20 protein-coding genes and 1 tRNA gene are annotated in these 23,727 nt (G+C 62.2%); 12 read left to right on the forward strand and 9 right to left on the reverse strand.

Annotated features, from left to right (window positions below):
• The 4 genes from GCN75_RS29355 to GCN75_RS25300 form a co-directional block, all read right to left on the reverse strand.
• Nucleotides 1-287, reverse strand: a 287-nt coding sequence (locus tag GCN75_RS29355; RefSeq protein ID WP_193317650.1) for a hypothetical protein, incomplete at its 3' end; no start/stop codon positions are given.
• Nucleotides 288-1,046: 759 nt separating this feature from the next.
• Entirely contained in the window at nucleotides 1,047-2,048 is a 1,002-nt protein-coding gene (locus GCN75_RS25290; protein ID WP_152284839.1) for a hypothetical protein, read from the reverse strand.
• Nucleotides 2,045-2,917 (reverse strand): ABC transporter ATP-binding protein, encoded by an 873-nt coding sequence (locus GCN75_RS25295; RefSeq protein ID WP_152284840.1) that lies wholly within the window; start codon nucleotides 2,915-2,917, stop codon nucleotides 2,045-2,047. Before GCN75_RS25295 ends, GCN75_RS25290 begins: the two co-directional genes overlap by 4 nt.
• Nucleotides 2,914-3,294 (reverse strand): GntR family transcriptional regulator, encoded by a 381-nt coding sequence (locus GCN75_RS25300; protein ID WP_152284841.1) that lies wholly within the window; start codon nucleotides 3,292-3,294, stop codon nucleotides 2,914-2,916. Before GCN75_RS25300 ends, GCN75_RS25295 begins: the two co-directional genes overlap by 4 nt.
• A 247-nt stretch (nucleotides 3,295-3,541) precedes the next feature.
• On the opposite strand from GCN75_RS25300, the gene GCN75_RS25305 reads away from it, so the two are divergent.
• Nucleotides 3,542-5,770 (forward strand): NHL repeat-containing protein, encoded by a 2,229-nt coding sequence (locus tag GCN75_RS25305; protein WP_152284842.1) that lies wholly within the window; start codon nucleotides 3,542-3,544, stop codon nucleotides 5,768-5,770.
• Here GCN75_RS25305 and GCN75_RS25310 read toward each other — a convergent pair.
• The 4 genes from GCN75_RS25310 to GCN75_RS25325 all read right to left on the reverse strand — a co-directional run bounded on the left by GCN75_RS25310 (nucleotide 5,767) and on the right by GCN75_RS25325 (nucleotide 8,611).
• Nucleotides 5,767-6,486, reverse strand: a complete 720-nt coding sequence (locus GCN75_RS25310; protein ID WP_152284843.1) for a DUF72 domain-containing protein — start codon at nucleotides 6,484-6,486, stop codon at nucleotides 5,767-5,769. The genes GCN75_RS25305 and GCN75_RS25310 overlap by 4 nt on opposite strands.
• Nucleotides 6,487-6,555: 69 nt before the next feature.
• Entirely contained in the window at nucleotides 6,556-7,311 is a 756-nt protein-coding gene (locus tag GCN75_RS25315) for a UDP-2,3-diacylglucosamine diphosphatase (RefSeq protein ID WP_152284862.1), read from the reverse strand.
• A gap of 86 nt (nucleotides 7,312-7,397) precedes the next feature.
• Entirely contained in the window at nucleotides 7,398-7,889 is a 492-nt protein-coding gene (locus GCN75_RS25320) for a peptidylprolyl isomerase (RefSeq protein ID WP_152259268.1), read from the reverse strand.
• An 83-nt stretch (nucleotides 7,890-7,972) separates the two neighbouring features.
• Nucleotides 7,973-8,611 (reverse strand): peptidylprolyl isomerase, encoded by a 639-nt coding sequence (locus GCN75_RS25325; protein WP_152284844.1) that lies wholly within the window; start codon nucleotides 8,609-8,611, stop codon nucleotides 7,973-7,975.
• Nucleotides 8,612-8,890: 279 nt separating this feature from the next.
• On the opposite strand from GCN75_RS25325, the gene cysS reads away from it, so the two are divergent.
• The 11 genes from cysS (at nucleotide 8,891) to GCN75_RS25380 (ending at nucleotide 23,236) form a co-directional block, all read left to right on the forward strand.
• Complete coding sequence (cysS, locus tag GCN75_RS25330) at nucleotides 8,891-10,285, forward strand: cysteine--tRNA ligase (RefSeq protein ID WP_152284845.1); 1,395 nt, start codon at nucleotides 8,891-8,893, stop codon at nucleotides 10,283-10,285.
• Entirely contained in the window at nucleotides 10,282-10,995 is a 714-nt protein-coding gene (locus GCN75_RS25335) for a DNA-3-methyladenine glycosylase family protein (protein WP_405002837.1), read from the forward strand. The genes cysS and GCN75_RS25335 overlap by 4 nt, the downstream gene beginning before the upstream one ends.
• 54 nt (nucleotides 10,996-11,049) lie before the next feature.
• On the forward strand, nucleotides 11,050-12,024 hold the full coding sequence (locus tag GCN75_RS25340) for an acetyl-CoA carboxylase carboxyltransferase subunit alpha (RefSeq protein WP_034756951.1): 975 nt from the start codon (nucleotides 11,050-11,052) through the stop codon (nucleotides 12,022-12,024).
• Between the two features lie 152 nt (nucleotides 12,025-12,176).
• Nucleotides 12,177-13,595 carry a tRNA lysidine(34) synthetase TilS gene (tilS, locus tag GCN75_RS25345; protein ID WP_152284846.1) on the forward strand — a complete coding sequence of 473 codons (1,419 nt, stop codon included), beginning with the start codon at nucleotides 12,177-12,179 and terminating at the stop codon, nucleotides 13,593-13,595.
• Nucleotides 13,596-13,791: 196 nt separating this feature from the next.
• Nucleotides 13,792-15,039 (forward strand): aspartate kinase, encoded by a 1,248-nt coding sequence (locus GCN75_RS25350; protein WP_034756957.1) that lies wholly within the window; start codon nucleotides 13,792-13,794, stop codon nucleotides 15,037-15,039.
• Between the two features lie 110 nt (nucleotides 15,040-15,149).
• Nucleotides 15,150-15,242 (forward strand) — tRNA-Ser (locus GCN75_RS25355).
• A gap of 408 nt (nucleotides 15,243-15,650) precedes the next feature.
• Complete coding sequence (locus GCN75_RS25360) at nucleotides 15,651-17,696, forward strand: multicopper oxidase family protein (RefSeq protein WP_152284847.1); 2,046 nt, start codon at nucleotides 15,651-15,653, stop codon at nucleotides 17,694-17,696.
• A 67-nt stretch (nucleotides 17,697-17,763) separates the two neighbouring features.
• On the forward strand, nucleotides 17,764-19,494 hold the full coding sequence (locus GCN75_RS25365; RefSeq protein WP_193317651.1) for a tyrosinase family protein: 1,731 nt from the start codon (nucleotides 17,764-17,766) through the stop codon (nucleotides 19,492-19,494).
• Nucleotides 19,494-19,853: a hypothetical protein gene (locus GCN75_RS25370; RefSeq protein ID WP_152284849.1), complete on the forward strand. Its 360-nt coding sequence runs from the start codon at nucleotides 19,494-19,496 to the stop codon at nucleotides 19,851-19,853. Before GCN75_RS25365 ends, GCN75_RS25370 begins: the two co-directional genes overlap by 1 nt.
• 57 nt (nucleotides 19,854-19,910) lie before the next feature.
• On the forward strand, nucleotides 19,911-22,073 hold the full coding sequence (locus tag GCN75_RS25375) for a LodA/GoxA family CTQ-dependent oxidase (RefSeq protein ID WP_152284850.1): 2,163 nt from the start codon (nucleotides 19,911-19,913) through the stop codon (nucleotides 22,071-22,073).
• A complete protein-coding gene (locus GCN75_RS25380) occupies nucleotides 22,073-23,236 on the forward strand; it encodes an FAD-dependent oxidoreductase (RefSeq protein WP_152284851.1) in 1,164 nt (387 codons plus the stop codon). Before GCN75_RS25375 ends, GCN75_RS25380 begins: the two co-directional genes overlap by 1 nt.
• Nucleotides 23,237-23,243: 7 nt before the next feature.
• Here the strand turns inward: GCN75_RS25380 and GCN75_RS25385 are convergent, their stop codons facing one another.
• A complete protein-coding gene (locus tag GCN75_RS25385; protein ID WP_152284852.1) occupies nucleotides 23,244-23,708 on the reverse strand; it encodes a hypothetical protein in 465 nt (154 codons plus the stop codon).
• Between the last annotated feature and the right edge of the window lie 19 nt (nucleotides 23,709-23,727).

A 23,727-nucleotide genomic window follows, 5' to 3' on the forward strand; every position in this document is an offset into this window, starting at 1 on the left:
CCTGCTGCCGCGCCGCTGCCACCACCGGCGGCCGCGGCGGCTGCCGCTACAGCGGCCGCCGCGCCCAGGGCGCCGGCATTGCCCGTATCGGCGCTTCCCGTGACGTCGACGACATTTTCAGGCGGCATGCTTTGGCTGGCATCGGTCCCTTGTACCAGTTCATCTTCGTCATATTGCTTGCGGTCGCCGTTTTTCGGCTTGGCGGCTTTTTTTGCGGGCGTCGCGATCTGGGCGCCAACGCCTTCGGCATTGACGGGAACTTGTGCTGGATTTGGGGTGGTGGCCATTTTAAAGTCTCCGGAAGAGGTTGGATATTCGTTCAATTTTTTAAGATATTAAAAAATCAATAATGTATTTCGTTTCCTTGGTTACTCCGGCGTGGCTTGGGCCGTGGTCGAACTCTGGTGTTGCCGATGCTGATAGTGGCAAGTAAAACATAATTGGAAAAAAATCGCTGGCGCAAAAGAGTGCTTCATCCCCGATATTAAAAATGCTAATTTTGCATTTGTTTTGCATGGCGATTATTTCTCGTCTTTTGTTTCGCCCGTAACTGGCTTGTTTTGCGATACATACTGGCAGGATGGCATATTTACTGGATGTCCGCGCCTGCCCTCACTCTGATGGTAGTTTCAATTTTGAAACTTTCAATTTCATTTTGATCACTTTCCACGACTCTATTCTGTCAAGCTTTGCGCAAGTGAATAATCACGGATTGTCACGAAACAGGGCTTTCCGGATGAATCTGCTGCCATGCGCCAGCATTTCTGCGCCTTTCATCTCAAAAATCGTCTCGCTATCGATTTGCTAGTTGTTGTTTTTTTGTCCGGTGATTATCAAATTTGATTGGTAATAAAATACGATAGGAATAATTATTTGTAATTTTTATATCTAATTAACACTATCGAATGAATAGTCTTTATTTGGTGTTGGGATCTGTTAATAATCACTATCAGCACGGTAGTTATTATTTCCAGCGCCGCAGCGGGGCCAAAATGCAAAACGCCCCGGCGGGCGGGGCGTTTTTTCGGGGCGGCGATATGGTGCGGTCAGCCTTCTTCGCGCCAGCGGCGTAGGCGGATGGCGGCGTAGAGCATCGCCCCGCCGGCCGCCGCACCGAGCCAGGCGGCTGGCAAGGCCAGGCTGGACCAGGAATTGCTGAACACATTGATGCGCATCATGTGCGATCCCCCTTCTGCCAGCGCGTGCGTTTGCGGCAGCAGTCCCGGTTCGAACAGATACCAGCTGCCGGGAAGGGTGCCCAGCAGGGCGCGTCCGATGACATTCATCTGTATCCAGCTGACGTCGCTTTCCGTCTGCGTCAGCTTGCCGGCCCAGACCGTCAGGATGAGCAGCAGCAGGGGCAGGCCGACTGCCCACAGGAAGACTTTCGACCTGGCCCAGCTCGAGACCATCAGCAGCCAGCCCACCGTCGGCAAGGCCCACAGGCAATACACGGGCAGCAAGCCGAACACGCGCAGCGGTCCCAGGTACAGGCCAGGGGAAGCGAGCAGCTCGGCAAACACGTGGATGCCGTTGACCGCCAGCACGCCGCTCAGGATGAGGACCAGCGCCAGCGAAGTGAGGCTGGCGGCGGCCGCCACGATCAGCGGCGCGACCAGCAGGGCGATGGCCGCTTTCGACAGCACCGTCTGCGCGTCCGAGATGGGCAGCGATTTCCAGAACAGCACGCTGCGGTCGCGGCGGTCGTCATGCAGGGCGCTCAGGCAATAGAAAAACACGAGAAAGCCCAGCGCCAGGAACAGCGGCGCGGCCGCGTACGTGTAGTTGTTGGCGACGGCGTCGATGATGTCCGTGCGGCGCGGGCCGAAGGTGCGGGTGTTGAAGATGGCGCTCCACGACACCTCCTCGCCATTGACGATCAGCGCCGTGTGCATCTTGGTCCTGGCGACGGTTGCCGCCGCCATCAGGGAACCCAGCACCGTCATGACGATGCCGATCAGGGCCGGGGTCCACACCAGCATGCCCTTGTGTTCCCACAGTTCGCGCCGGAGCAGCCATTGCAGCTTGTTTGCAGGGGAAATACTCATTGGTACGATCCTTTCATGGTCGCGACAAACAGGTCAGCCAGGCTGGGCGTGCGTACTTCGCCCAGGGCGGCCAGCTGGGTGCGGGCGACGCCGTCGAACAGCATCACGGACTTGCCGAAGACGCTGCGTTCGCTGATGGGCTGCAGGGCGCGCGCCGGATTGACGTGCTGCGGGCCGACCATCACCTCGATATAGCGCTCGCCCACTTCTTCCATGGTCGAGGCCAGCACGATCTTGCCGTCGCGAATGAACATCAGGTCGCTGAGGATGTGCTCCACTTCCTCGATCTGGTGCGTGGTGATGACGATGGTCTTGTTTTCATCGAAATAGTCTTCCAGCAGGTTCTGGTAGAACTGCTTGCGGTACAGGATATCGAGGCCCAGGGTCGGCTCGTCGAGCACCAGCAGCCTGGCGTCGATGGCCATCACCAGCGCCAGGTGCAGCTGCACCACCATGCCTTTCGACATGGCCTTGACCTTCATCGCCGGTGCCAGCCTGGTGTGGGCCAGATAGCGTTCGGCCTTGCTGCGGTCGAAACGCGGATGCACGCCGGCAACGAAATCGATGGCGTCGCGCACGCGCAGCCAGCCCGGCAGGATGGCCACGTCGGCGATGAAGCACACGTCGTCCATCAGCGCATCGCGCTGCACGCGGGGATCGCGGCCCAGCACCGACAGGTCGCCTTCGAAGCCCGTCAGGCCCAGGATGGCTTTCAGGGTGGTGGTCTTGCCGGAACCGTTAGGCCCGATCAAGCCCACGATGCGCCCCGGCGCGATGTCGAAGCTGATGCCGTCGATGGCCACCTGCTTGCCATACTGCTTGCGCAGGCCGCGCGCGCTGATGACGCTGTCCTTGTTCAATGCATTCATGCGCTCTCTCCGTGTGCGCCGTTGTCGCGGCTCGCTTGCAGCAGTTGATCGAGGTTCAGGCCCAGTTGCGTGATGCGTTCCAGCATCGCTGGCCATTCTTCGCGCATGAAGCGCTCGCGTTCACTGGCCAGCAATTTATCGCGGGCGCCATCCAAGACATACATACCGAGTCCTCTGCGTTTTTCCACCAGGGCATCGTCGACCAGTTCCTGGTAGGCGCGCGAGACCGTGATGGGATTCAATTGGTAGTCGGCCGCCACCTGGCGCACCGAAGGCAAGGCGTCGCCGGACTGCAGCACGCCATCGAGCATCATGCCCACCACCCTGGCCTTGAGCTGGCGGTAGATGGGGCTATTGTCGTTCCATTCCGCGCTCATGGGATGCGCTCCGACAAGGGCGGGGCGGGGCGGCGCATAAAAAGTGCTGTAGGCATCGAAGCTCCGTGGTGTATTGAGTTGGTGTTGTAGTTAACTATAACAGTGAAAAAATAAATGTCAACATTTTCATTTTTTATATCCACGGGGAAACTATAATGTTGCGTGTTTGAAAATCCTACTTGATAACTTTTGGCGGACACCGCCGTCAGTCACGATGAAAGCAGAAATGATAAGTTGCTTTGGAGAAGTGCAAAACCTGTTCAGACGCGCCGGCTGCGGCGCTGCCCTGCTGGCCCTGCTGAGCGCCTGCGGCGGCGGTTCCAGCGATGCCGGCGCACCCACGGCGCCCACCGTGCCGGTGACCGAAGCACCAAGCTATCTGGTGGGCGGCACGGTCAGCGGCCTGGTGCCTGGCACCCAGGTGGTGCTGGCAAACGGGGCGGAAAAATTGACCGTGACGGCCAATGGCGCATTCCGTTTTGCGGGAAAACTGGCGCCGGGCGCCAGCTATGAAGGCAAGATCGACAGCACCTCGGAAGGCCTGGGATGCATCATGGCGAATGCGGCGGCGACGGTGGGCAATGCGGACGTCAATACGCTCGCCGTGCGCTGCCTGCCCGTCGTGCTGGCGGGCGTGCAGGAGAAAATCCAGAATGTGTCCGGCATGGTGCAGGATAAGGCTGGCAACTATTACGTCGCCGATGCTGTCCGGCAAGTCATCCATAAAGTCACGCCTGCCGGCGCCTCGAGCGTGTATGCGGGCATTTCGGGCAAGCCAGGCGCGGACGATGGCGCCGCAGCCGCAGCCACTTTTCACATGAGTATCGGTCTTTCGATCCTGGCCATCGACCGTGCAGAGAATCTGTATCTCTTCGATAACTGCAATGCGCTCTTGCGCAAGATTACGCCGGCTGGCGTGGTCAGCACGGTGGCGGGTCAGCGCAGCGCAGCCTGCGATTGGGCAAGTCCCGATGCCGTGGTCGCCGATGGGCAGGGGGCGCAGGCGCAATTCGCCTGGACCACAGGCATGGCCATGGATAGCAATGGCGATGTCCTGCTTGCCGATTCAATGGGCCAAAGCATACGCAGGGTGACGCCCGGTGGCCTGGTCAGTTCCGAGAAGCTGGTCGATGGCAGGGGCGGGCGGGTATACCTATCGCAACTGGCGGTCGATGCCAATGGCACCATCTACTTCAGTGAAGGCGCTGGCAGCCGGCTATTCCGCTTGCAGCAGGGCGTGGCCGTCGTGGTTGCGGGAAACAACAAGCGCGTGAGCGTGGACGGCAAGGGCACCGCCGCCAGTTTTACTAACATCCGCGGCATGGTGACCGACCGTGACGGTAATGTGCTGCTGGCCGATACGGCCTCGCTGCGCAAGGTGACACCGGATGGCAACGTGACGACTTTGGTGGGCGGGGCGGTGACCGATGCGGCAGGCGCATCCGCCGGCTGGACGAGCCTCGGTTCGCTGTTGCTGGAGTCTTCAGGCAGCATCATGGTCCACGATGCCAGCAAGCACCGTTTGAACAGGTTTGACACGGCAAAGGTGTTGTCCGTCATGCCTATCATGCCGGGCAACAGGGGAGTGACCGAAGCGGTGGGTGGGGCCGCCCGTGTGGGATACGTGGGCAACTCGGGCATGTGCAGCGATCCTGCCGGCAATGTCTATCTGCTCGATATCGCCAACAAGGTGTTGCGCCGTGTCACGCCGGACGGCACATTCAGCGTCTACGCGGGCATTGCGGGCCAGGCCGGCAGCAATGACGGGCCGCGCGCAAGCGCGACCATGCTTGGTCCTGTCGCCATCGCCTGCGACCAGGATGGCGCCGTGTATTTTGCCGACAAGGCAGCGGTGGGTACCGCATTCAACTTGCGCAAGATCGGCAAGGATGGCCAGGTATCCACGCAAGAAGCTTTGCCTGCCGGCAGCGGCAAGCCCTTGCAATATCGGCTGGCGATCGACAAGGATGGCTATATGGCCTGGCTGGGCTGGGGCCGCGATGGCATCTTCCGCCGCCCTCCCGGTGGAACGTTCTCGGCGTTCCTGTCATTCGAAGCCGTGACGCGCTCGCTGGGCGAGACGGATGCCAATTGGGAGCTCATGGACCCGAACAGCCTGGTTTTTGACAGCAAGGGCAATCTGTATTTTGATGATAATGTGCATCAAGTCGTCTTCAAGGTCGACCGTGCAGGCAAGGCTGGCGTTTTTGCCGGAACCCTGAACAAGGGCAGCGGCGGCGATGGCCCGCCAGGCACCGGTGGCTTGTCCTTTTCCGGCATACCCAGTCTGGCTGTCGATGCGCGCGATCATCTGTATCTGAGCGGCCAGGGCTGGCTGCGCAAGATCGATACGGCTGGCGTCATTTCCACCCCAGCATTGGCATGGGGCCATCCGGACATCGGTATCCTTGCCTTCGGCAACGGTACCCTGTACGGCTTCACGAACCAGGCGGTGTTGCAGACGCCCGTACCCTAGGCGGTGATCCGCGCCTGCAAGTCCAGCGCATTGCACAGGGCGGCGCCCGCCGCCGTATTGTCGAAGATGCACCAGCTGTTCACTGGCGCCCGCGCGGCCAATTCATTGGCCAGGGCCGCCAGGTAGGCGGCAGGATAGTCCGAGTAGTAAATCCGCGGGCTGCCGTGCAGGCGCACGTAGGCGGCCTCCGTGGTCGGCACGTGTGGGCCCGGCTGGCCGGCGGGCGGATCGGCGCGCACGCGCGTAATGGTCTGCTGCACGAGCAGCTCGGTCGCGTCCGTTTCGAACCAGCTGGGATGGCGCGCCTCGCAAGCGAGCATGCCGTCGAAGCGCTGGCGCAGGACCTGAAAAAACTGCGCGGCCACGTCCGCCTCGAAACGCAGGCTGGGCGGCAGCTGCACCAGCACGCAGCCCAGTTTATTCCCCAGTTGTAAGACTTCCCCCGCAAAGCGATCCAGTTCCGCTTCGCCGTCGCGCAAGCGCCGTTCATGCGTGATACTGCGTGGCAATTTCACGCTGAAGCGGAAGTGCTCGGGAGTGCTGGCGGCCCAGCGCGCGTAGGTGGCGGGCTGGTGCGGGCGGTAGAACGCGCTGTTGATTTCCACGCAGGGCAAGACGCACGCATAGCGCTGCAGATGGCTGCCATCGAGGGGGAAGCGGCTGGCGGCGGCGCTGGAAATGCTCCAGCCGGCCGTGCCGATGTAATGGGTGTGCATGCTGCCATTACAGCAAGACCAGGCGGGCGCGGCTATCGGACAAACGCCCGTGGCGCGGTCGGCGCGCGCCTAGTCGATGATGTCGCCGTTCAAGTCATGGCGCGTGATGTTGCCGCGCGCATCGATGGCGATCCAGCCGCCGCGCGGCTGTGCGGGTGCCGTCACGTCGCATTCCCAGTCGGGCAGGACATAGCGCAAGGTATTGTCGACCTTATGCAGGGCAGGGCGGTGCGTATGGCCGTGGATCATCACGGTGCTCGCATGTTCGGCAAACACTTGCGCGACGGCATCGGGCGTGACATCCATGATGTCCATGGCTTTCTCGCCATTGTGCTCGCGGCTGCTCTGACGCAAACCGTCGATGATGGCCTTGCGCTGCGCCAGCGGCATGGACAGGAACTGTTTTTGCCAGGCGGGCTGCCGCACCATGGCGCGAAACTCCATGTATTTGACGTCTTTCGTGCATTCGGCATCGCCATGCAGCAAGACGATGCGCCGGCCGGCAATCGTGGCCACATGGGGTTCGCTGAGCAGGGTGGCGCCGGCGGCGGCCGCAAAGCCGGAGCCGACGAGAAAGTCGCGGTTGCCGGCGATCCAGTAGACGTGCACGCCCGCATCGCTGACGGCGCGGATGGCGGCCGTCATGCGCGCATTGAACGGGTCTTCCAGGTCATCGTCGCCGGCCCAGTATTCGAACAGGTCGCCTAATAGATACAGCGCTTGCGCATATTGCGCATGGTGTTCCAGGAAAGAAAGAAACGCCGCGCTGGTGCGCGGGTGCGAGCGCTGCAGATGCAGGTCGGATATGAAGAGTGCGGCAGGCATTGTCATCGTTCAACGCTCCCAAAAAGTGATGTGCATGGAGAGGCGCAAACGCTGCAATGCCTGTTATTCATGATGCCAGAGCCGAATTAAGCGGCTTCTACCTTCTCGATGATGACGTCGGTCACTGGCACATCGGCGAACATGCCGGCGCGCGAGGTTTTCACGGCGCGGATGGCGTCGACGACTTCTTTGCCGTCCGTCACTTTACCGAACACGGCGTAGCCCCAGCCGTCCTGGCCTGGATAGTCGAGGAAGCTGTTGTTCTGGATGTTGATGAAGAACTGGGCCGATGCCGAGTGCGGGTCCGACGTGCGGGCCATAGCCAGGGTGTAGGTATCGTTTTTCAGGCCGTTCTTGGCTTCGTTTTCCACGGTGGTGTCGGCCGGCTTTTGTTTCATGCCTGGCTCGAAACCGCCGCCCTGGATCATGAAGCCGTCGATGACGCGGTGGAAGATCGTGTTGTCGTAGTGGCCGGCTTTCATGTAGGCGAGGAAGTTGGCAACCGTTTTCGGCGCTTTGTCGGCGTCCAGTTCAGCGGTGATCTTGCCCAGATTGGTGGTGATGATGACGGAGGTCATGATGATCCTTAATAAATTGGATGAAAAGTTGATTTGGGCCGTGGCATGCCACGGCGGCATGCGGAGACCGCAAAAACGCTATTTTACAGTTTTGCGGGCGCCGCCTTGAGTAAAGTCGCCGATTCGATCACCACGGGGGTGACGGGCACGTTCTGGTGTGGTCCCTTGTCCGCGACGGGCACGGCCTTGATCTTGTCGACCACGTCCATGCCGCTGACGACCTTGCCGAACACCGTGTAGCCGAAGCCGTCGCGGCCAGGGTAGTCGAGCGCACCGTTGTTGTTGACGTTGATGAAGAATTGCGACGTGGCAGAATGCGGGTCGCCCGTGCGCGCCATGGCGATGCTGTAGGTGACGTTTTGCAAGCCGTTCTGTGCTTCATTCTTGATCGGCGCCTTGGTGGCTTTCTGTTTCATGTTCTTGTCGAAGCCGCCGCCCTGTATCATGAAGCCGTCGATGACGCGGTGAAACACGGTGCCCTTGTAATAGCCGCTTTTGACGTATTGCAAGAAATTGGCCACGCTGTGCGGGGCTTTTTCCTGGTCCAGTTCCAGCACGATCTCGCCCATATTCGTTTTCAGGGCCACGTGCGGCGTGGGATCGGGGGCGGCCGATGGAGCGGCAGGCGTTGCCGCCACGACGGCGCCGCCCAGGGTCAGGCCGGCAAACAGGGTGCAGAAGCGGGCCAGGAAAGACAGGCGTTTCGATTTGATTTCTTGCATGAAGGCGTCCTTAATCGTTATTTTTCTCTAAACTTGCTTTAATTGTAAATAAGTGAAAATTCGGTTGAACATCGTAAAAACCTGATTCATATCGGGCCAGTATGGTTTTTATCAATGTTATACTTGACCGCTAACGCCCCAATTCTAACAAACAAGAACAACAATATAGCGGGTCGACCAGTCTTCGGCGCACACGGCAGTTCAGTGGCGCGGCACCCCCGGTGTCCGCGCCTGTCTGTCGTTTTGCCAGGCTGGCGGCCGCTCCACTTGCAAAGTACGATGAGCAATCTAAAGATTTACAACACCCTGGCTCGCGAGAAGCAGGTATTCGTCCCGATGGAAGCGGGCAAGGTACGCATGTACGTCTGCGGCATGACCATCTACGATTATTGCCATATCGGCCATGCTCGCATGATGATGGCGTTCGATGTCATCTACCGCTGGCTGAAGGCGTCCGGTTTCGACGTCACCTATGTGCGCAACATTACGGACATCGACGACAAGATCATCCGCCGCGCCGTGGAAAACGGCGAGACGATTTCCCAGCTGACGACGCGTTTCACCCGCTACATGGATGAAGACACGGCCGCGCTGGGCATCTTGACGCCCGACCACACGCCGCGCGCCACCGAATACGTGCCGCAGATGCTGAGCCTCATCGAGCAGCTGGAAGCGAAGGACCTCGCTTACCAGGGCGCGGATGGCGACGTGAACTATGCCGTGCGCAATTTCCCCAATTACGGCAAGCTGTCGGGCAAGTCGCTCGACGACCTGCGCGCGGGCGAGCGTGTCGACGTCAACACGGGCAAGCGCGATCCGCTCGACTTCGTGCTGTGGAAGTCGTCGAAGGAGTCGGAGCCGGAAGAAGTCAAATGGGATTCGAAGTGGGGCCGTGGCCGCCCGGGCTGGCATATCGAGTGCTCGGCCATGTCGTGCGCCCTGCTCGGCGAACAGTTCGACATCCATGGCGGCGGCGCGGATTTGCAATTTCCGCACCACGAAAACGAGATCGCCCAATCCGAAGGCGCATTCGGCCACACCAGCGTCAATTACTGGATCCATAACGGCTTCGTGCGCCTGGACAATGAAAAAATGTCCAAGTCGCTCGGCAACTTCTTCACGATCCGCGAAGTGCTGCAAAAGTTCGATGCCGAAGTGATCCGCTTCTTCATCCTGCGCGCGCACTACCGCAGCCCCCTGAATTACTCGGACGTGCACCTCGACGATGCGCGCCTGTCCCTGACGCGCCTGTACACGGCGCTGGCCGACGTGGCCGTGGAAGAGGGCGCCATCGACTGGAGCGAAGCCCATGCCGTGCGCGTGCGCGAAGCCATGGACGACGATTTCAATACGCCGCTGGCCGTGGCCGCCCTGTTCGACCTGGCGACGGAAGTGAACAAGAGCAAGTCGCCGGCGCTGGCGCGTCAATTGAAGGGCCTGGCAAGCGTATTCGGCTTGCTCGAGCGTACGCCGCAGCAATTCCTGCAAGCGACGGTCGGCGCCGCTGGCGGCCAGGACGAGGCAGCGGGCATCGAAGCGGCCATCGCGGCGCGCAGCGCGGCGAAAAAGGCGCGCGACTTTGCGCAGTCCGACAAGATCCGCGCTGAACTGCTGGCGGCAGGCATTATTCTCGAAGACAAGCCTGACGGCTCGACCAACTGGCGCCGCGCATGATGCCAACGTCCAGGGAAAACGGGGAAGCGCCGGTAGCGGTGCAGGTGATCCAGGTGCCGCACTACTGGGAAGAGGCGAAGATCGAGCTGATGAAGCGCGACCGCATCATGAAAAAGCTCATCCCGCAATTTGGCGACCTGCACCTGGTCGGCCACAGCGACCCGTTTACCACCCTGGCCCGTTCGCTGGTGGGTCAGCAGATCACGCCCAAGGCAGCCGATGCCGCCTGGAAAAAGCTGCTGCTGGCTTGCCCGAAATGCACGCCGTCGCAAGTGTTGAAGGCGGGCGCCGAACAACTGGCCGCCTGCGGCTTGTCCAAACGCAAGACCGAATACATCCTCGACCTGGCCGACCATTTCAAGGCCAAGCGCGTGCATGCGAGCCAGTGGGACCAGATGGATGACGAAGCCGTCATCGCCGAACTGGTGCAGATCCGCGGCATCGGGCGCTGGACAGCCGAGATGTTTTTGATATTTAATTTGCTGCGACCGAATGTCTTGCCGCTCGACGACCCCGGTTTGATCCAGGGCATCAGCGTCAATTACTTCTCCGGCGAACCTGTTTCCCGCAGCGATGCGCGCGAAGTTTCCGCCAATTGGGAACCGTGGCGCACCGTGGCGACGTGGTATTTGTGGCGCAGTCTCGACCCTGCAGCCGCCCCTGCCGCACCCGATGCAGCCCCCGGCGCACCAGCCGGTACGGTAAAATAAACATAGATGACGCCGCGCGCCCTGGCGCCGTGGCCGGTAAAACCTGGAGGTACAATGACTAAAACGACTTTCCTCAATTTTGAACAGCCGATCGCGGAACTCGATTCCAAGATCGAAGAGTTGCGCTTCGTGCAAGACGATTCGGCCGTCGACATCTCGGAAGAGATCGACCGCCTGGCCAAGAAGAGCCAGCAGCTGACCAAGGATATCTACGCCAAGCTGACGCCTTGGCAAGTGGCGCAGATCGCGCGCCACCCGCAGCGCCCCTACACCATGGATTATGTGAATGAAATCTTTACCGATTTCCACGAATTGCATGGCGACCGCAGCTACGCGGACGACCTGTCCGTCGTGGGCGGCCTGGCCCGCTTCAACGGCCAGCCGTGCATGGTCATCGGCCACCAGAAGGGTCGCGACACGAAAGAGCGCGCCATGCGCAATTTCGGCATGCCGAAACCGGAAGGCTACCGCAAGGCCATGCGCCTGATGAAAGTGGCGGAAAAGTTCAACTTGCCCATCTTCACCTTCGTCGATACGCCAGGCGCCTTCCCCGGCATCGATGCGGAAGAGCGCGGCCAGTCCGAAGCGATCGGCCACAACCTGTACGTGATGGCGGAACTGAAAGTGCCGCTGATCGCCACCATCATCGGTGAAGGCGGTTCCGGCGGCGCGCTGGCCATTGCCGTGGGCGATGCCGTGCTGATGCTGCAATACTCGACCTACGCCGTGATTTCGCCCGAAGGCTGCGCCTCCATCCTGTGGAAGAGCGCCGAGCGCGCCTCCGACGCGGCTGAAGCGCTGGGCCTGACGGCGCACCGCCTGAAAGCCATGGGTCTGATCGACAAGATCATCAACGAACCGCTGGGCGGCGCCCACCGCGATCCGAAACAGATGGCGACCTTGCTGAAACGCGCACTGGCCGACACCCTGCGCCAGTTCCACGGCATGAAAACCAAGGACCTGCTGGCCGCGCGCCACGAGAAGCTGCTGAGCTACGGCAAGTTCAAGGAAACCACGCCGAGCGAGTAATTTATTTCAACCCAACGGCAGAGTCTGGGGTCAGACCCTCAGGGTCTGACCCCGGCTTTTTAAGGTCTTGGGTAAAACAACACCAGGGACAGTCCGCTAAACGACACCATCCGTTTAGCAGCCTGTCCCTCTTTGCATTCCCGGAGTCCGAATTGAAAAAGCAACAAACCGCCACCGTGCCCGATATCTTTGCCCGCGCGCTGGACGCCTGTGCGCTGCCAGCCGGCAGTCCCGTTGGCATTGCCCTGAGCGGCGGCCTCGATTCCGCGGCCTTGCTGCACCTGGCGCGTGCCTGGGCGCAAGAGCAGGGCGCAACCCTGCACGCCTTCCACGTGCATCACGGCCTGAGCCCGAATGCCGATGCCTGGCTGGCCCACTGCGAGCACGCGTGCGCGGGCCTGGGCATCGCCTTCGAGGCACGCAAGGTCACGCTGGAAAAGAATGCGAAGACGGGCACGGAAGAGGCGGCCCGCAAGCGCCGCTACGCAGCCCTGGGCGAGCTGTGCGCTACGCATGGCGTGCGCCTGCTGCTGACGGCCCACCACCAGGATGACCAGGCTGAAACGGTGCTGCTGCAATTGCTGCGCGGCTCGGGCACGGCGGGCCTGTCCGGCATGGACGGCGCCAACAGCGCGCCCGAACTGCTGGGCAATCCGGACCTGGTGATGGCGCGTCCTTTGCTGTCCGTGTCGCGCCGGCAGCTCGAAACGTATGTGGCGAAACATGCGATCGCGCACATCCACGACGAATCGAACGACGATCCCCGCTTTGCCCGCAATGCCCTGCGGCACCAGGTGATGCCCGTGCTGGCGCAGGCGTTTCCCGGTTTCCAGGAGCGCTTTGCCCGCAGCGCCCAGCATGCACAATCGGCGCAGCGCCTGCTGACGGAACTGGCGACGCAGGACCTGGCCGCATGTCTCGACGGTGATTGCATCGAGCTGGCGAAGTTGCGCGCACTGAGCGCGGACCGCTGCTACAACCTGCTGCGCCACTGGTTCGGCACGCGCGGCCTGCGCATGCCGTCGACGGCGTGGCTGGCGGAAATGCTGGCGCAATTGCTGGAAGCGCGGCCCGATGCGCAGCTGCTGGTCACGCATCCCGAATGCCACGTGCGGCGCCACCGCGACCGGCTGTACCTGACGGCCAAGCTCGATGACCTGGCCGGCATGCGCGACAAAAGCGATGCGGGCATTCCGGGCCTGGAAAAAGCCAGCCAGCAGTTTGCATGGAAAGGCGAGGCCAGCCTGGCGTTTCCCGCGTATGGCGGCGTGCTGCATTTCGATGCGGTGGAAGCGGGCGGGCAAGGCATCGATATTGCCTGGTTGCAATCTCAAACTTTGAGCATCGATTTCCGCCAGGGCGGCGAGCGCCTGAAGCTGGCCCTGAACCGTCCCACCAAGAGCTTGAAATACCATTACCAGGCGTTTGACGTGCCCGCCTGGGAACGCGAACGCCTGCCCCTTGTCTGTGCGGCGCAACAATTGCTGTATGCCGCTGGTATTGGCCTCGACTGTCATTGCCTGAGCTTGCTGGATCGTCCCCGCATCACCCTGCGCTGGCAGTCCTGCTGAGCGCAGGAGCCGCCGCCACGGCCACTCCCAAGGTGGCCGGCGGACGGCTGTACAAGCCAGCTGGACTGCATGGATTGGTTATTTCCATATGCGCAATCGGTATGAGCTAATGCGCTTTTTAGCTTGTTATTTTGCATTGCGGCATGTAGAGTAAAGCCCTCCTTTTTTATTCTTCTTGAGCGGAAACTTCACTCTTATGGCTTTAATCGTCCACAAATATGGCGGTACGTCGATGGGCTCGACTGACCGTATCAAGAATGTCGCCAAGCGCGTTGCCAAGTGGCACGACGCTGGGCATCAAATCGTGGTGGTGCCATCCGCCATGTCGGGCGAAACGAACCGCCTGATTGGACTGGCCAAGGAAATCATGGATCAACCCGATCCCCGTGAACTTGACATGATCGCCTCGACAGGCGAACAAGTGTCCGTCGGCCTATTGTCGATGGCACTGCTGGCGATCGGCAAACAAGCCGTATCCTATGCTGGCTGGCAAGTCGCGATCAAGACCGATTCCGCCTTTACCAAGGCACGCATCCAGTCGATCGATGACGAAAAAGTCAAACGCGACCTCGATGCGGGCAAGATTGTCATCATTACCGGTTTCCAGGGCGTCGACGAACACGACAACATCGCAACCCTGGGCCGCGGCGGTTCCGACACGTCGGCCGTGGCGATTGCCGCCGCCATGAAGGCGTCCGAATGCCTGATCTTCACGGACGTCGACGGCGTCTACACGACGGACCCGCGCGTGGTGTCCGAGGCGCGCCGCCTGAAGACCATTACCTTTGAAGAAATGCTGGAACTGGCTTCGCTGGGTTCCAAAGTGCTGCAAACGCGTTCGGTGGAATTCGCCGGCAACTACCGCGTCCCCACGCGCGTGCTGTCGTCGCTGACCGACCCGATGTTGCCGCTGGAAATAGAAGCCAATTCAGGCACCCTGATTTCGTTTGAGGAAGATACAAACATGGAACAAGCAGTCATCTCCGGCATCGCGTTCAACCGCGATGAAGCCAAAATCACCGTGCTCGGCGTGCCCGACCGTCCAGGCGTGGCGTACCACATCCTGGGACCGGTGGCGGACGCGAATATTGAAGTCGACATGATCATACAGAATCAGTCGGTGGACGGTAAAACGGACTTCACCTTCACCGTCTCGCGCGGCGAATACACGCGCGCGCTGGCCGTGCTGGAAGCGAACCGCGAATCGCTGGGCGCGGCCAGCATCACGGGCGACGCGAAAGTGTCGAAACTGTCCGTCGTCGGCGTGGGCATGCGCAGCCACGTGGGCGTCGCATCGCAAATGTTCCGCACCTTGTCGGAAGAGGGCATCAACATCATGATGATCTCCACTTCCGAGATCAAGATCTCCGTGCTGATCGATGAAAAGTACATGGAACTGGCCGTGCGCGCGCTGCATAAAGCGTTCGAGCTGGAAAAAGCTTAAATATCCAAAAATATTGCCCTACGCCCTTGACCAAAGGGGGGGCAATCGATATTATGACGTTCGTCGCTGCAGCGCAGTTAGCTACAGAGACATAGTTGAGTAATCAGCTAGGAGACGTGGCCGAGTGGCCGAAGGCACATCCCTGCTAAGGATGCATACGGCTTATACCTGTATCGTGGGTTCGAATCCCACCGTCTCCGCCAGTATTTTTAAAAACCCGCTTCGGCGGGTTTTTTCATTTCCGCACTCCGGAGACGCGCAAAGCGCCTGCGCGCTTTGCGCGTGGGATTCGAAGCCCTCGCGCCTGCAGGCGCGTGGCGCTCCGAATCCCCATCCCACCGCGCTGCGCGCGGCCGTTGGCCGCACAGCGGCCAACGCCGTCCCCTCACCTCAGGCACTAGCGGCGAGCGCGCCCATGCCCACACCTTGCACTCCGGACTCCCGCATTTCCATCGCCTCCTCGGCAGTATCTCCAGCCCCAAAATACAACAAGTGATTTAGTGTGAGAATTGACTCTTTGTCATCATGGATAATGGCAATGTTAATAATTTAAAAAAATTACATGCATGGCCCAGCCATGCGTCCATTGCCGAGTCCAATAAGGAGTTGTCATGTCCTATCGCCTTCCCCGCAGGCACGCGCTGCTGTGCCTGGCCGCCGTGCCGTTCGCTTGCGCTGCCGTGTTCGCTGCGGAAACCAGCGTCAATCTCAATCTCGACCTTAACCTGAAATCCCTGCCCAACGTCGAGCTGCGCCTGATGCAGGAGCCGCCGAAACTGAAGGCGCGCGCCCGGCCCGCCACGCGCGCGGCGAGCAAGCGCGACGAGTATGAAAAAGCGTACGACCTGTACATCCGCTACGCCAACGGCACCATCTATAACCCGACCACGGCCAAGTACGACAAGGTGCGCCTGCGCTCGTACCAGCAGACGAGCGGCCTGGCGCTCGATGGCCGCGATGAGAATGCGGCCACCTTCATGGCGCCCACCGTGGTGATGGCGCCGGGGCAAACCGTGCGCTTCAGGCTGTACAACCAGCTGCCCGCGCTGCCGGCCGAGCAGTGCGCGACGGACGATATCAATGCGCCGCGTCCGCCTGGCTGCTTCAACGACACCAATCTGCACTCGCATGGCCTGTGGGTCTCGCCTTCGGGCAACAGCGACAATGTGCTGATTTCGATCAAGCCTGGCGTGGATTTCGAGTACGAATACAATATTCCCATCGACCATCCTGCCGGCACGTTTTGGTATCACCCGCACCAGCATGGCGCGACGGCGATGCAGGTCGCCAGCGGCATGGCCGGCGCGCTGGTGGTCGAAGGCGACCGCTATCCGACCGACAAGGCAAATGGCGACCTCGACGTCGTGCTGAAGCAATTCCAGCCCGACGACGGCAGCGGCAGCGCCGGCGAAGTGATGCTGCTGCAGCAAATTCCCTATGACTGCCCCAGCAACAGCCTGACGCCACTGAAGGCGTGCGACAGGGAAGCGGTGGGCATGCTGGAGGATTTCAAGCAGGTCAAGGATCCCGATGCCTGGCTGATGTCGGGCCGCTATACCTCCGTCAACGGCAAGGTGCAGCCGGTGATGAAGATGGATACGCAGCGCCTGTACCGCTGGCGCCTGATCGACACGGGTTTCCAGGCGTCCGTGGTGCTGCGCATCCGCCGCGCGAACGATCCGCAAAAGCTGCTGAAGGCGCTCAGCGTCGCCAACCAGGACAAGGACGTGATGGAGCTGTGCGATGGCGAGGACGTCACGCAGTTCGAGGTGGCCAGCGACGGCCTGACGCACGACAGGATCATCCCCAAGAACCTCAATTACCTGCAGCCGGGCTACCGCAGCGATATCCTGTTCTCGCTGCCGAAGGCCGGCGCGTATTGCGTGTATGCGGAAACGAACCTCAATAACATGACGACGATGCATGACGTGAACAACACGCGCCTGATCGGCGTGATCACGGCCAAGACGAACGCCAAGGCTGCCGCCCGCGCCAAGGCGGACGAGTCGCCGCGCGACTTCCTGCTGGCCGAATTGCGCAATGCCGTCAAGCGCCTGCCCGTTGCGCAGTTGCCCGACAGCGTCAAGGGCACGATCCTCGGCGACCTAGAGAATGGCCTCAAGCTCGCCAAGTTTGTCCCGCATGCGGGCTTCAGCGCAGAAGCCAAGGAAACGATGCGCGGCATGAAGAAGGAGTATGCGACCTTCAATATTGCCAAGCTGGATGGCAAGGTCCGTTTCATGGTGGAAGGCAAGCCGGAAGACTCGCCGGACCCCGACGCGAAATACGCCTATGATCCGCACCGCGTCGACCACACGCTGGTGCTGGGTACCGAGCAGATCTGGGAGCTGGCGTCGAAGAATGGCAGCCATCCCTTCCATATCCACGTCAACCCCTTCCAGATCATCGGCATCACCCGCACCGACGGCGGCACCGTCGATGCGCAATACAAGGATCTGGTCGGTACCTGGAAAGACACCTTGCTGGTGATCGAAAAGCACAAGATCGAGATCGCCACGCGTTACCAGCGCTACATCGGCGAGTACGTGCTGCATTGCCACATCCTCGAGCATGAAGATCAGGGCATGATGCAGAACGTCAAGGTGGTGCTGCCGGATGGCAAGGGGGGCGGCGACGTGGGCGGACACGGCCATTGATTGTTCCTGCCGGGAGTGCGCTGGCCGCGCTCCCGTCTTCCTCAACCTGTCTCTGGAGCATCTGTCCATGTTACGCATGAAAACCCTGACCTTTTCCCTGCTGGCCGGCCTGGCGCTCGCCGGCGCCCATGCCGGCGCCGACACGGGCGCCCATGCCGGCGCCGACACGGGCGCCCTGGCCGTCGCCCGTTGCAGCCCTGAGGCGCTGGCGCCGGCGGAGCAGGGCGGCGCGCGCGTCGTGCGCTACCGCAAGAACATCGATGACCTGACGCCCGCCGAACTTGCTGCATTCAAGCATGCGGTGAGCGAGATGAAGCGCAAGAGCCAGGAAAACGTGTATGACCGGCGCGGCTTCTTGTGGCAAGCCTGGGTGCACAACTGTCCTTCCGTCGACGTGTTCAATGACCGCAAGGCGGCCTTGCCGGGCGATGGCTTGAAGTGGCTGCTCAGCGATCCGACGCGCAACAGCTGCGATGTCGCGTATTTCCTCGACAAGCCGCCGACGGAGGCAAATTCCCATCCGGAATTCCCGGGCGAGTGCGAACACCAGAAGAACACCTTCCTGCAATGGCACCGGGCGCAGCTGTACTTCTATGAGCAAGCCTTGCAGGCGGCCGACCCGAACGGCGAACGGGGGCCCAGCACGCGCAACGTCGCGCTGCCGTACTGGAACTTCACCCGCAAGCCCAGCGGCGTGCGCTACCCGAAAGCCTTCGAGGATGTCGATTCGCCGCTGTACGACTCGACCCGCATCAAGGGTAGCCTCGACAGTTCCATGGCCACCGCCTCGCCGAACTTGCTGGGCTATCAGATCTATTACATGGACTGGAACGATTTTGGCGGCGACGAGTATGGCAGCGGCGGGGGCGGCAACCTGGAAACGCGCATCCATAATCACATGCACGCCTTTTATATGGGCGGCAACATGGGCGACAACATTACGGCAGGCCTGGACCCGCTGTTTTACGCCTTTCACAATTTCCTCGATTACAGCTTCGAAAAATGGCTGGACGAGCATGGCGACAGCGGCATCCGGGGCAGCGGCCGCAGCACCTTCCTGCGCAGCGAGCAGGATGCGGACCTGGCCAGGCCCGTCGGCTGGAGCGCGGGCGACGGCGATCCCCAGCGCCCCGATTCGGGCAGCTACACGGCCAACATGGGGCAGGCCGAGATTTATTTCGACACCATCAGGCAGGGCTATGGCTTCCAGCCCACCTATGGCGGCGAGTTCGTGCGGAAAAAGGACTTGCAAGCGCTGATCGACGAGCGCCAGCGGGCCGGCTTTGCCTTTGGCGACAACCAGAAAAGCCTGTTTGCCGCCCTGTTGAGCGACCAGGCCAGCGATGGCACGCTCGCCAAGCCCGACATCGTCCTGGGCGGCGCCTACACGATCGCCTCGGCGCCCGTGGCCAAGGACAAGCGCGCGACGCTGCACCTGGACCGCGCACACGCCATGGAAGACTACAGTTTCCAGGCCGATGTCTACCTGCATCCTGCGAACGTGGCCGCGCAGCTGGACGACAAGCGCTTCCGCGACCGCTACCTGATCACCAGCACCAGCCACTGGGCCTTGTCCGGCACGCATGCGCACAAGGCCTACGCCATCGACGTCGATATCACCGGCATCGTCGACAGCCTGGTGCCCCGGAAGCGGGGCAAGACCTGGCAGATCACGGCAGCCATCACCACCAACGACAAGGGCCGCGGCCTGATCCGGCAAAGCGACTTTTCCCGCCCGGCCGTCGTCATCGTCGACCGCCGGCCGCCTCCCCAGCCCAGCTATGAAGGAGTGAAATGATGAGCGCACCGACAAGTTTCAAGCGCGACGTGCAAGGCTTGTTTTCCAAGTATGTCGCCGACATGAACAAGGTCAAGCTGAACAACCCGTTGTCGTCGGGCGTACGCGTGCTGCGCCTGAACGAGTATGAGAGCGTGAAGGATTTCCATTACCAGATCCAGGTGGCCCTGCATGGCTACGACTACGACAGCCGCAGCGACACGTGGCTGGTGAGCGCCGAGCACCGCCTGCTGGTGCGGGGCGGCAGGGCGGGCGAGTATGTGCGCTCCGCGCCCCATCCCATGCCGCCGGACGGGCCCATGCCGCAGGAGGGCATCGACATCTTCGACCAGTGGGTCAGGGACGGCATGCAGCCGTAAGTCCAGCAGCCTCGCGTGCCTGGCGGCACGGACATCTTCGATTACCAGGAGTTCAGCATGGCATATACCGCGTTAAGAATCCATCCGGCCATCGGCATCGCCCGTGTCGGCAACAGCGAAGAATATTATCTGGGCCCGGAAAGCATGGCGGGCATGGAGTTGCCGGGCAAGACATGCACGGGCGGCCTGCCGATCCGGCCGGGCACGGAAGACACCACCATCGTCAGTACGGAACTGCGCGACGGCAGCGGAAAGCTCAAGCGGCAGGCGGCCCGCTTCCGGATCTTCCAGTATGCGTTCGACGAGGCAGCGGGACTGGAGACCTATCCGCTCGGCAAGCGGGGCACGCCGCTTGAAGTGGCCATCGGCAGCACGGTCGATGGCAAGCTGGTCAAGGACATCGTGTGGACCGTGCACCTGGCCAACAAGAAGGCCAATAGCTGGGTGGGCGGCGATGGCGTGGCGCCGTTCGAGCATGGCCGCGCGCCGCTCGTGCGCAACCAGGACTTCATCGGCCAGAACACGCCGGACGACCCGCAGCGCCTGAAACTGCTGGTCATCGATGCGGGGCCGCGCGCCGTCCTGGCATCGCACCAGGCCGTGGTGCAGTTCGACGCGGCCACCGAGCCTTCCTGCGCGGATACCGACAGCGGCGCCGTGTGCGCCTTGCCTGCCTATCCCGTGTCGTTTCCCCGCGGTGGGACACCGGGCGCGGATGGTCATGGACCGGGCGCCATCATCGCCTCGCTGGGCGCCATCACGACGGAAAAAAATGGCCGCCTGCTGGTGCTGGGCGGCTACGGCAAGGCCTGCGGCTTTGACGCGCAGGGCAATTACTCGGCCAGCGCCGCGCTGGGCGACAACGTCAACAACGATCGCTGGTTCGACGACGTGGCGGACGGCCCCGTCACGGCCAGCCTGGTGTTCGCCGACGGCAGCAGCCGCGCCGTCGAGGGCAGCGCCTGGGTGATCTCGAGCGATCCGTCGTATGCGCCGCAAACGGCCAGCGTGGTGACGCTGTGGGACGACCTGTATTGCACCTGGCTGGAAAAGATGGCGCTGCGTCCCGCCATCTATGCGCAGGGCAGCTATCAGGCCGGCTACCGCTGCCATTTCGGCAGCGAAGTGCAGCCCGTCCTGCGCGCCGCCTCGCTGCAGAAGTGGACCACCAGCCTGCCGCCGCGCGCGATCAAGGAGCATGACCGGCTGGGCAAGATGGCCGTCGACGGCTTGCGCGGCTACCGCATCATGAACTTCATCCGCGATCCGGACCAGCCGGAGCTGGCGACGGCGATACCGCAGATGCCCTTGTCGCTGGGCGACGCGGGCAGCGGCTTGCTGTCGCTGACGCGCGCGCAGTATTTCTTCATGAAGCAGTGGTCGCAGGACCGCTATGCGCCAGCCGGCAGCGATGTTCCGCTGGGCGCCGGCGAGGCGCTGGACCGCACGGTGCTGTTCAACTGCCTGGGCGGCCGCTACAGCCCGGGCATCGAAATGGGGTTTATCGTGCGCGACCCGGGCCTCTACCAGCAGGCATGGCAGCGCCACGACAGCGGCGGGCCGTTCCGCATCAACCGCGAGCGGCTCGATTACCGCAAGGCCGTCAAGGACCGCCCCTTCCTGGCGGGCGGCTACACGCCGCTGCGCGCCGGGGCGGTGCAGCCCGGCGACCTGTCCAAGTTCATGGCCCTGCCGTGGCATACGGATTACAACTCGTGCGCTACGCATTTGCCGGAAACGCCGCCCGAGCGCCAGCTGCTGAATAATCAGGCGGCCATCGACGCGGCCACGGCGACGCCTGGCAACGGCATCAATACGCTGCTGTACTCGTCCTGGCCGGCGCAGCGGCCCGTGGCCGTGTACACCTACGACGACGTGGTGGCCAGCGGCACGGCGCTGCCGACGCCGCGCTTTTCCGTGCGGGGCAAGGGCACGCGGGCCGATGGCCTGCCATCGACCACGCCCCCCGACGCGGGAATCGACCGGCCCGCCATGCAGGTGGGACGCTATCAGGACCGCGCGCAGTTCCTGCTGAACTGGCCGCGTATCGGGGTGGTGGTGCAAAGCACGGCCATCCCGCAGGCGCAGGGCAACAAGAACATCTGCCACGACTACTACCTGGAAGTCGAGAGCCTGTTCGACAGCGATGAAAGCAATCTGGTCGAGTATTGGCGCAACACGGCCATCGACAAGGTGTACCGGCCGAAACCGAAGCCCTGATGCAGGCGGCCGCAGAACATCCCGGCGCGCCAGCATCGGCACCAGTACCATCGCGGCAGCGCTACCGGGTCGCCATCGTCGGCGGCGGCCCGGCCGGCTGCGCCTGCGCGCTGGCGCTGGCGCAGCATGGCGTGCACGACGTGCTCGTGATCGAGGCGGGCGACTACACGCCGTTCCGCATCGGCGAAAGCATTCCGCCCGAAGCCAACCGCCTGTTCCAGGCGCTGGGCATTGCGCAGGATTTTTTCGCCGAAGCGCACGCGCCTTGCCATGGCAGCTGTTCCTGGTGGGGCAGCGACAAGCGCGGCTACAACGATGCGCTGATGCATCCGCTGGGCCATGGCTGGCACCTGGAGCGTTCCCGCTTCAACGGTTTCCTGGCGCGGCAGGCGCGCTTGCGCGGGACGGAAGTGCTGCTGCACGCGAGCCTGGCCGCGTCGGCCCCGGCGGACGGCGGCGGCTTTGCGCTGCAACTGGCGCTGGGCTCCGCGGCGCAGCCGCGCCAGGCCACCATCCATGCCGACCTGGTGGTCGACGCCAGCGGCACGCGCGCCGTCTTCGCGCGCCAGCGCGGCAGCCGCAAGGTGGAAACGCTGCCGCTCGTATGCATGGCCATGCGCTTCGCTGTGCCAGAGGGCAGCCGTTCCGGCCTCACGCACCTGGAAGCGGTCGAACATGGCTGGTGGTATGGCGCCCATCTGCCCGACGCCACCTTGCTGCTGGCGTTCTACAGCGATGCGGCCACCGTCAGGGCGCAGCGCCTGCAGCATGCGGGCCGCTGGCTGGCATGGCTGGCGCAGGCGCCCAACACGGCTGCGCTGGCCCGCGGCGCGGCGCCGCTGGCGGGCGGCGTGCAGAGCTTTCCCGCGCCGTCCTATTGCCTGGACCGCCTGCATGGCGACGGCTGGCTGGCCATCGGCGATGCTGCCTCGGCCTTCGATCCCGTTACGTCGCAAGGCATCGTCAAGGCGCTCGCCAACGGCATGGCGGCCGCTGGCGCCATCGCCGGCCACGCCAGCCTGGGCGCCGTGGCGCAGACGGTGGCGCACCGGTATGCGCAATACCTGGCCCTGCGCCAGCAATATTATGGATGGGAGCAGCGCTGGCCCGCCGCGCCGTTCTGGCGCCAGCTGCATGCCGGCGCAGAGGAGCCGGCCGTCTAGTTCCGCGTCAGCGCTCCTGTCGCCGCTGCGCCTCGCGCTCCAGCGTATCCTTGCCGATGATTTTCAGGCTGGCGCCGCCCTTGAAGGGCAGCGTTTCCTCGCTGCCCGCCAGCTCGATGGCGGCCGAGACGCCGATTTCGGCCGTCACATCGACGAAGTCCTTGCGGAACATGCGCAGTTCGGTATGCTTGATGATGCTTTGCAGCGCAATCGACTGGCCCGGCGCGATCGTGGTGAAGGCGCGCTTGAGTGCGTGATTGGCCAGGCCCGTCTTCAATACCTGGCTTTGCTCGCTCGCGTTGTCGATCAGGCGCATATTGGGCCCCCGCGCCTGCATGTAGGTGAGCGGATAGCCGACTTCCCCGTTGCCGGTATTCTTGATGAGCACCTCGATGCGCATGTCGCTGCCCGTGAAAATGCAGGCGGGATTGTCGATGCAGTGGGCGCTGATGGAGAGGATTTCGTTCGGCATGGCGTTTCCTGGGAGTTGT

It is taken from the genome of Janthinobacterium violaceinigrum (assembly GCF_009208555.1).
Lineage (GTDB): Bacteria > Pseudomonadota > Gammaproteobacteria > Burkholderiales > Burkholderiaceae_D > Janthinobacterium > Janthinobacterium violaceinigrum.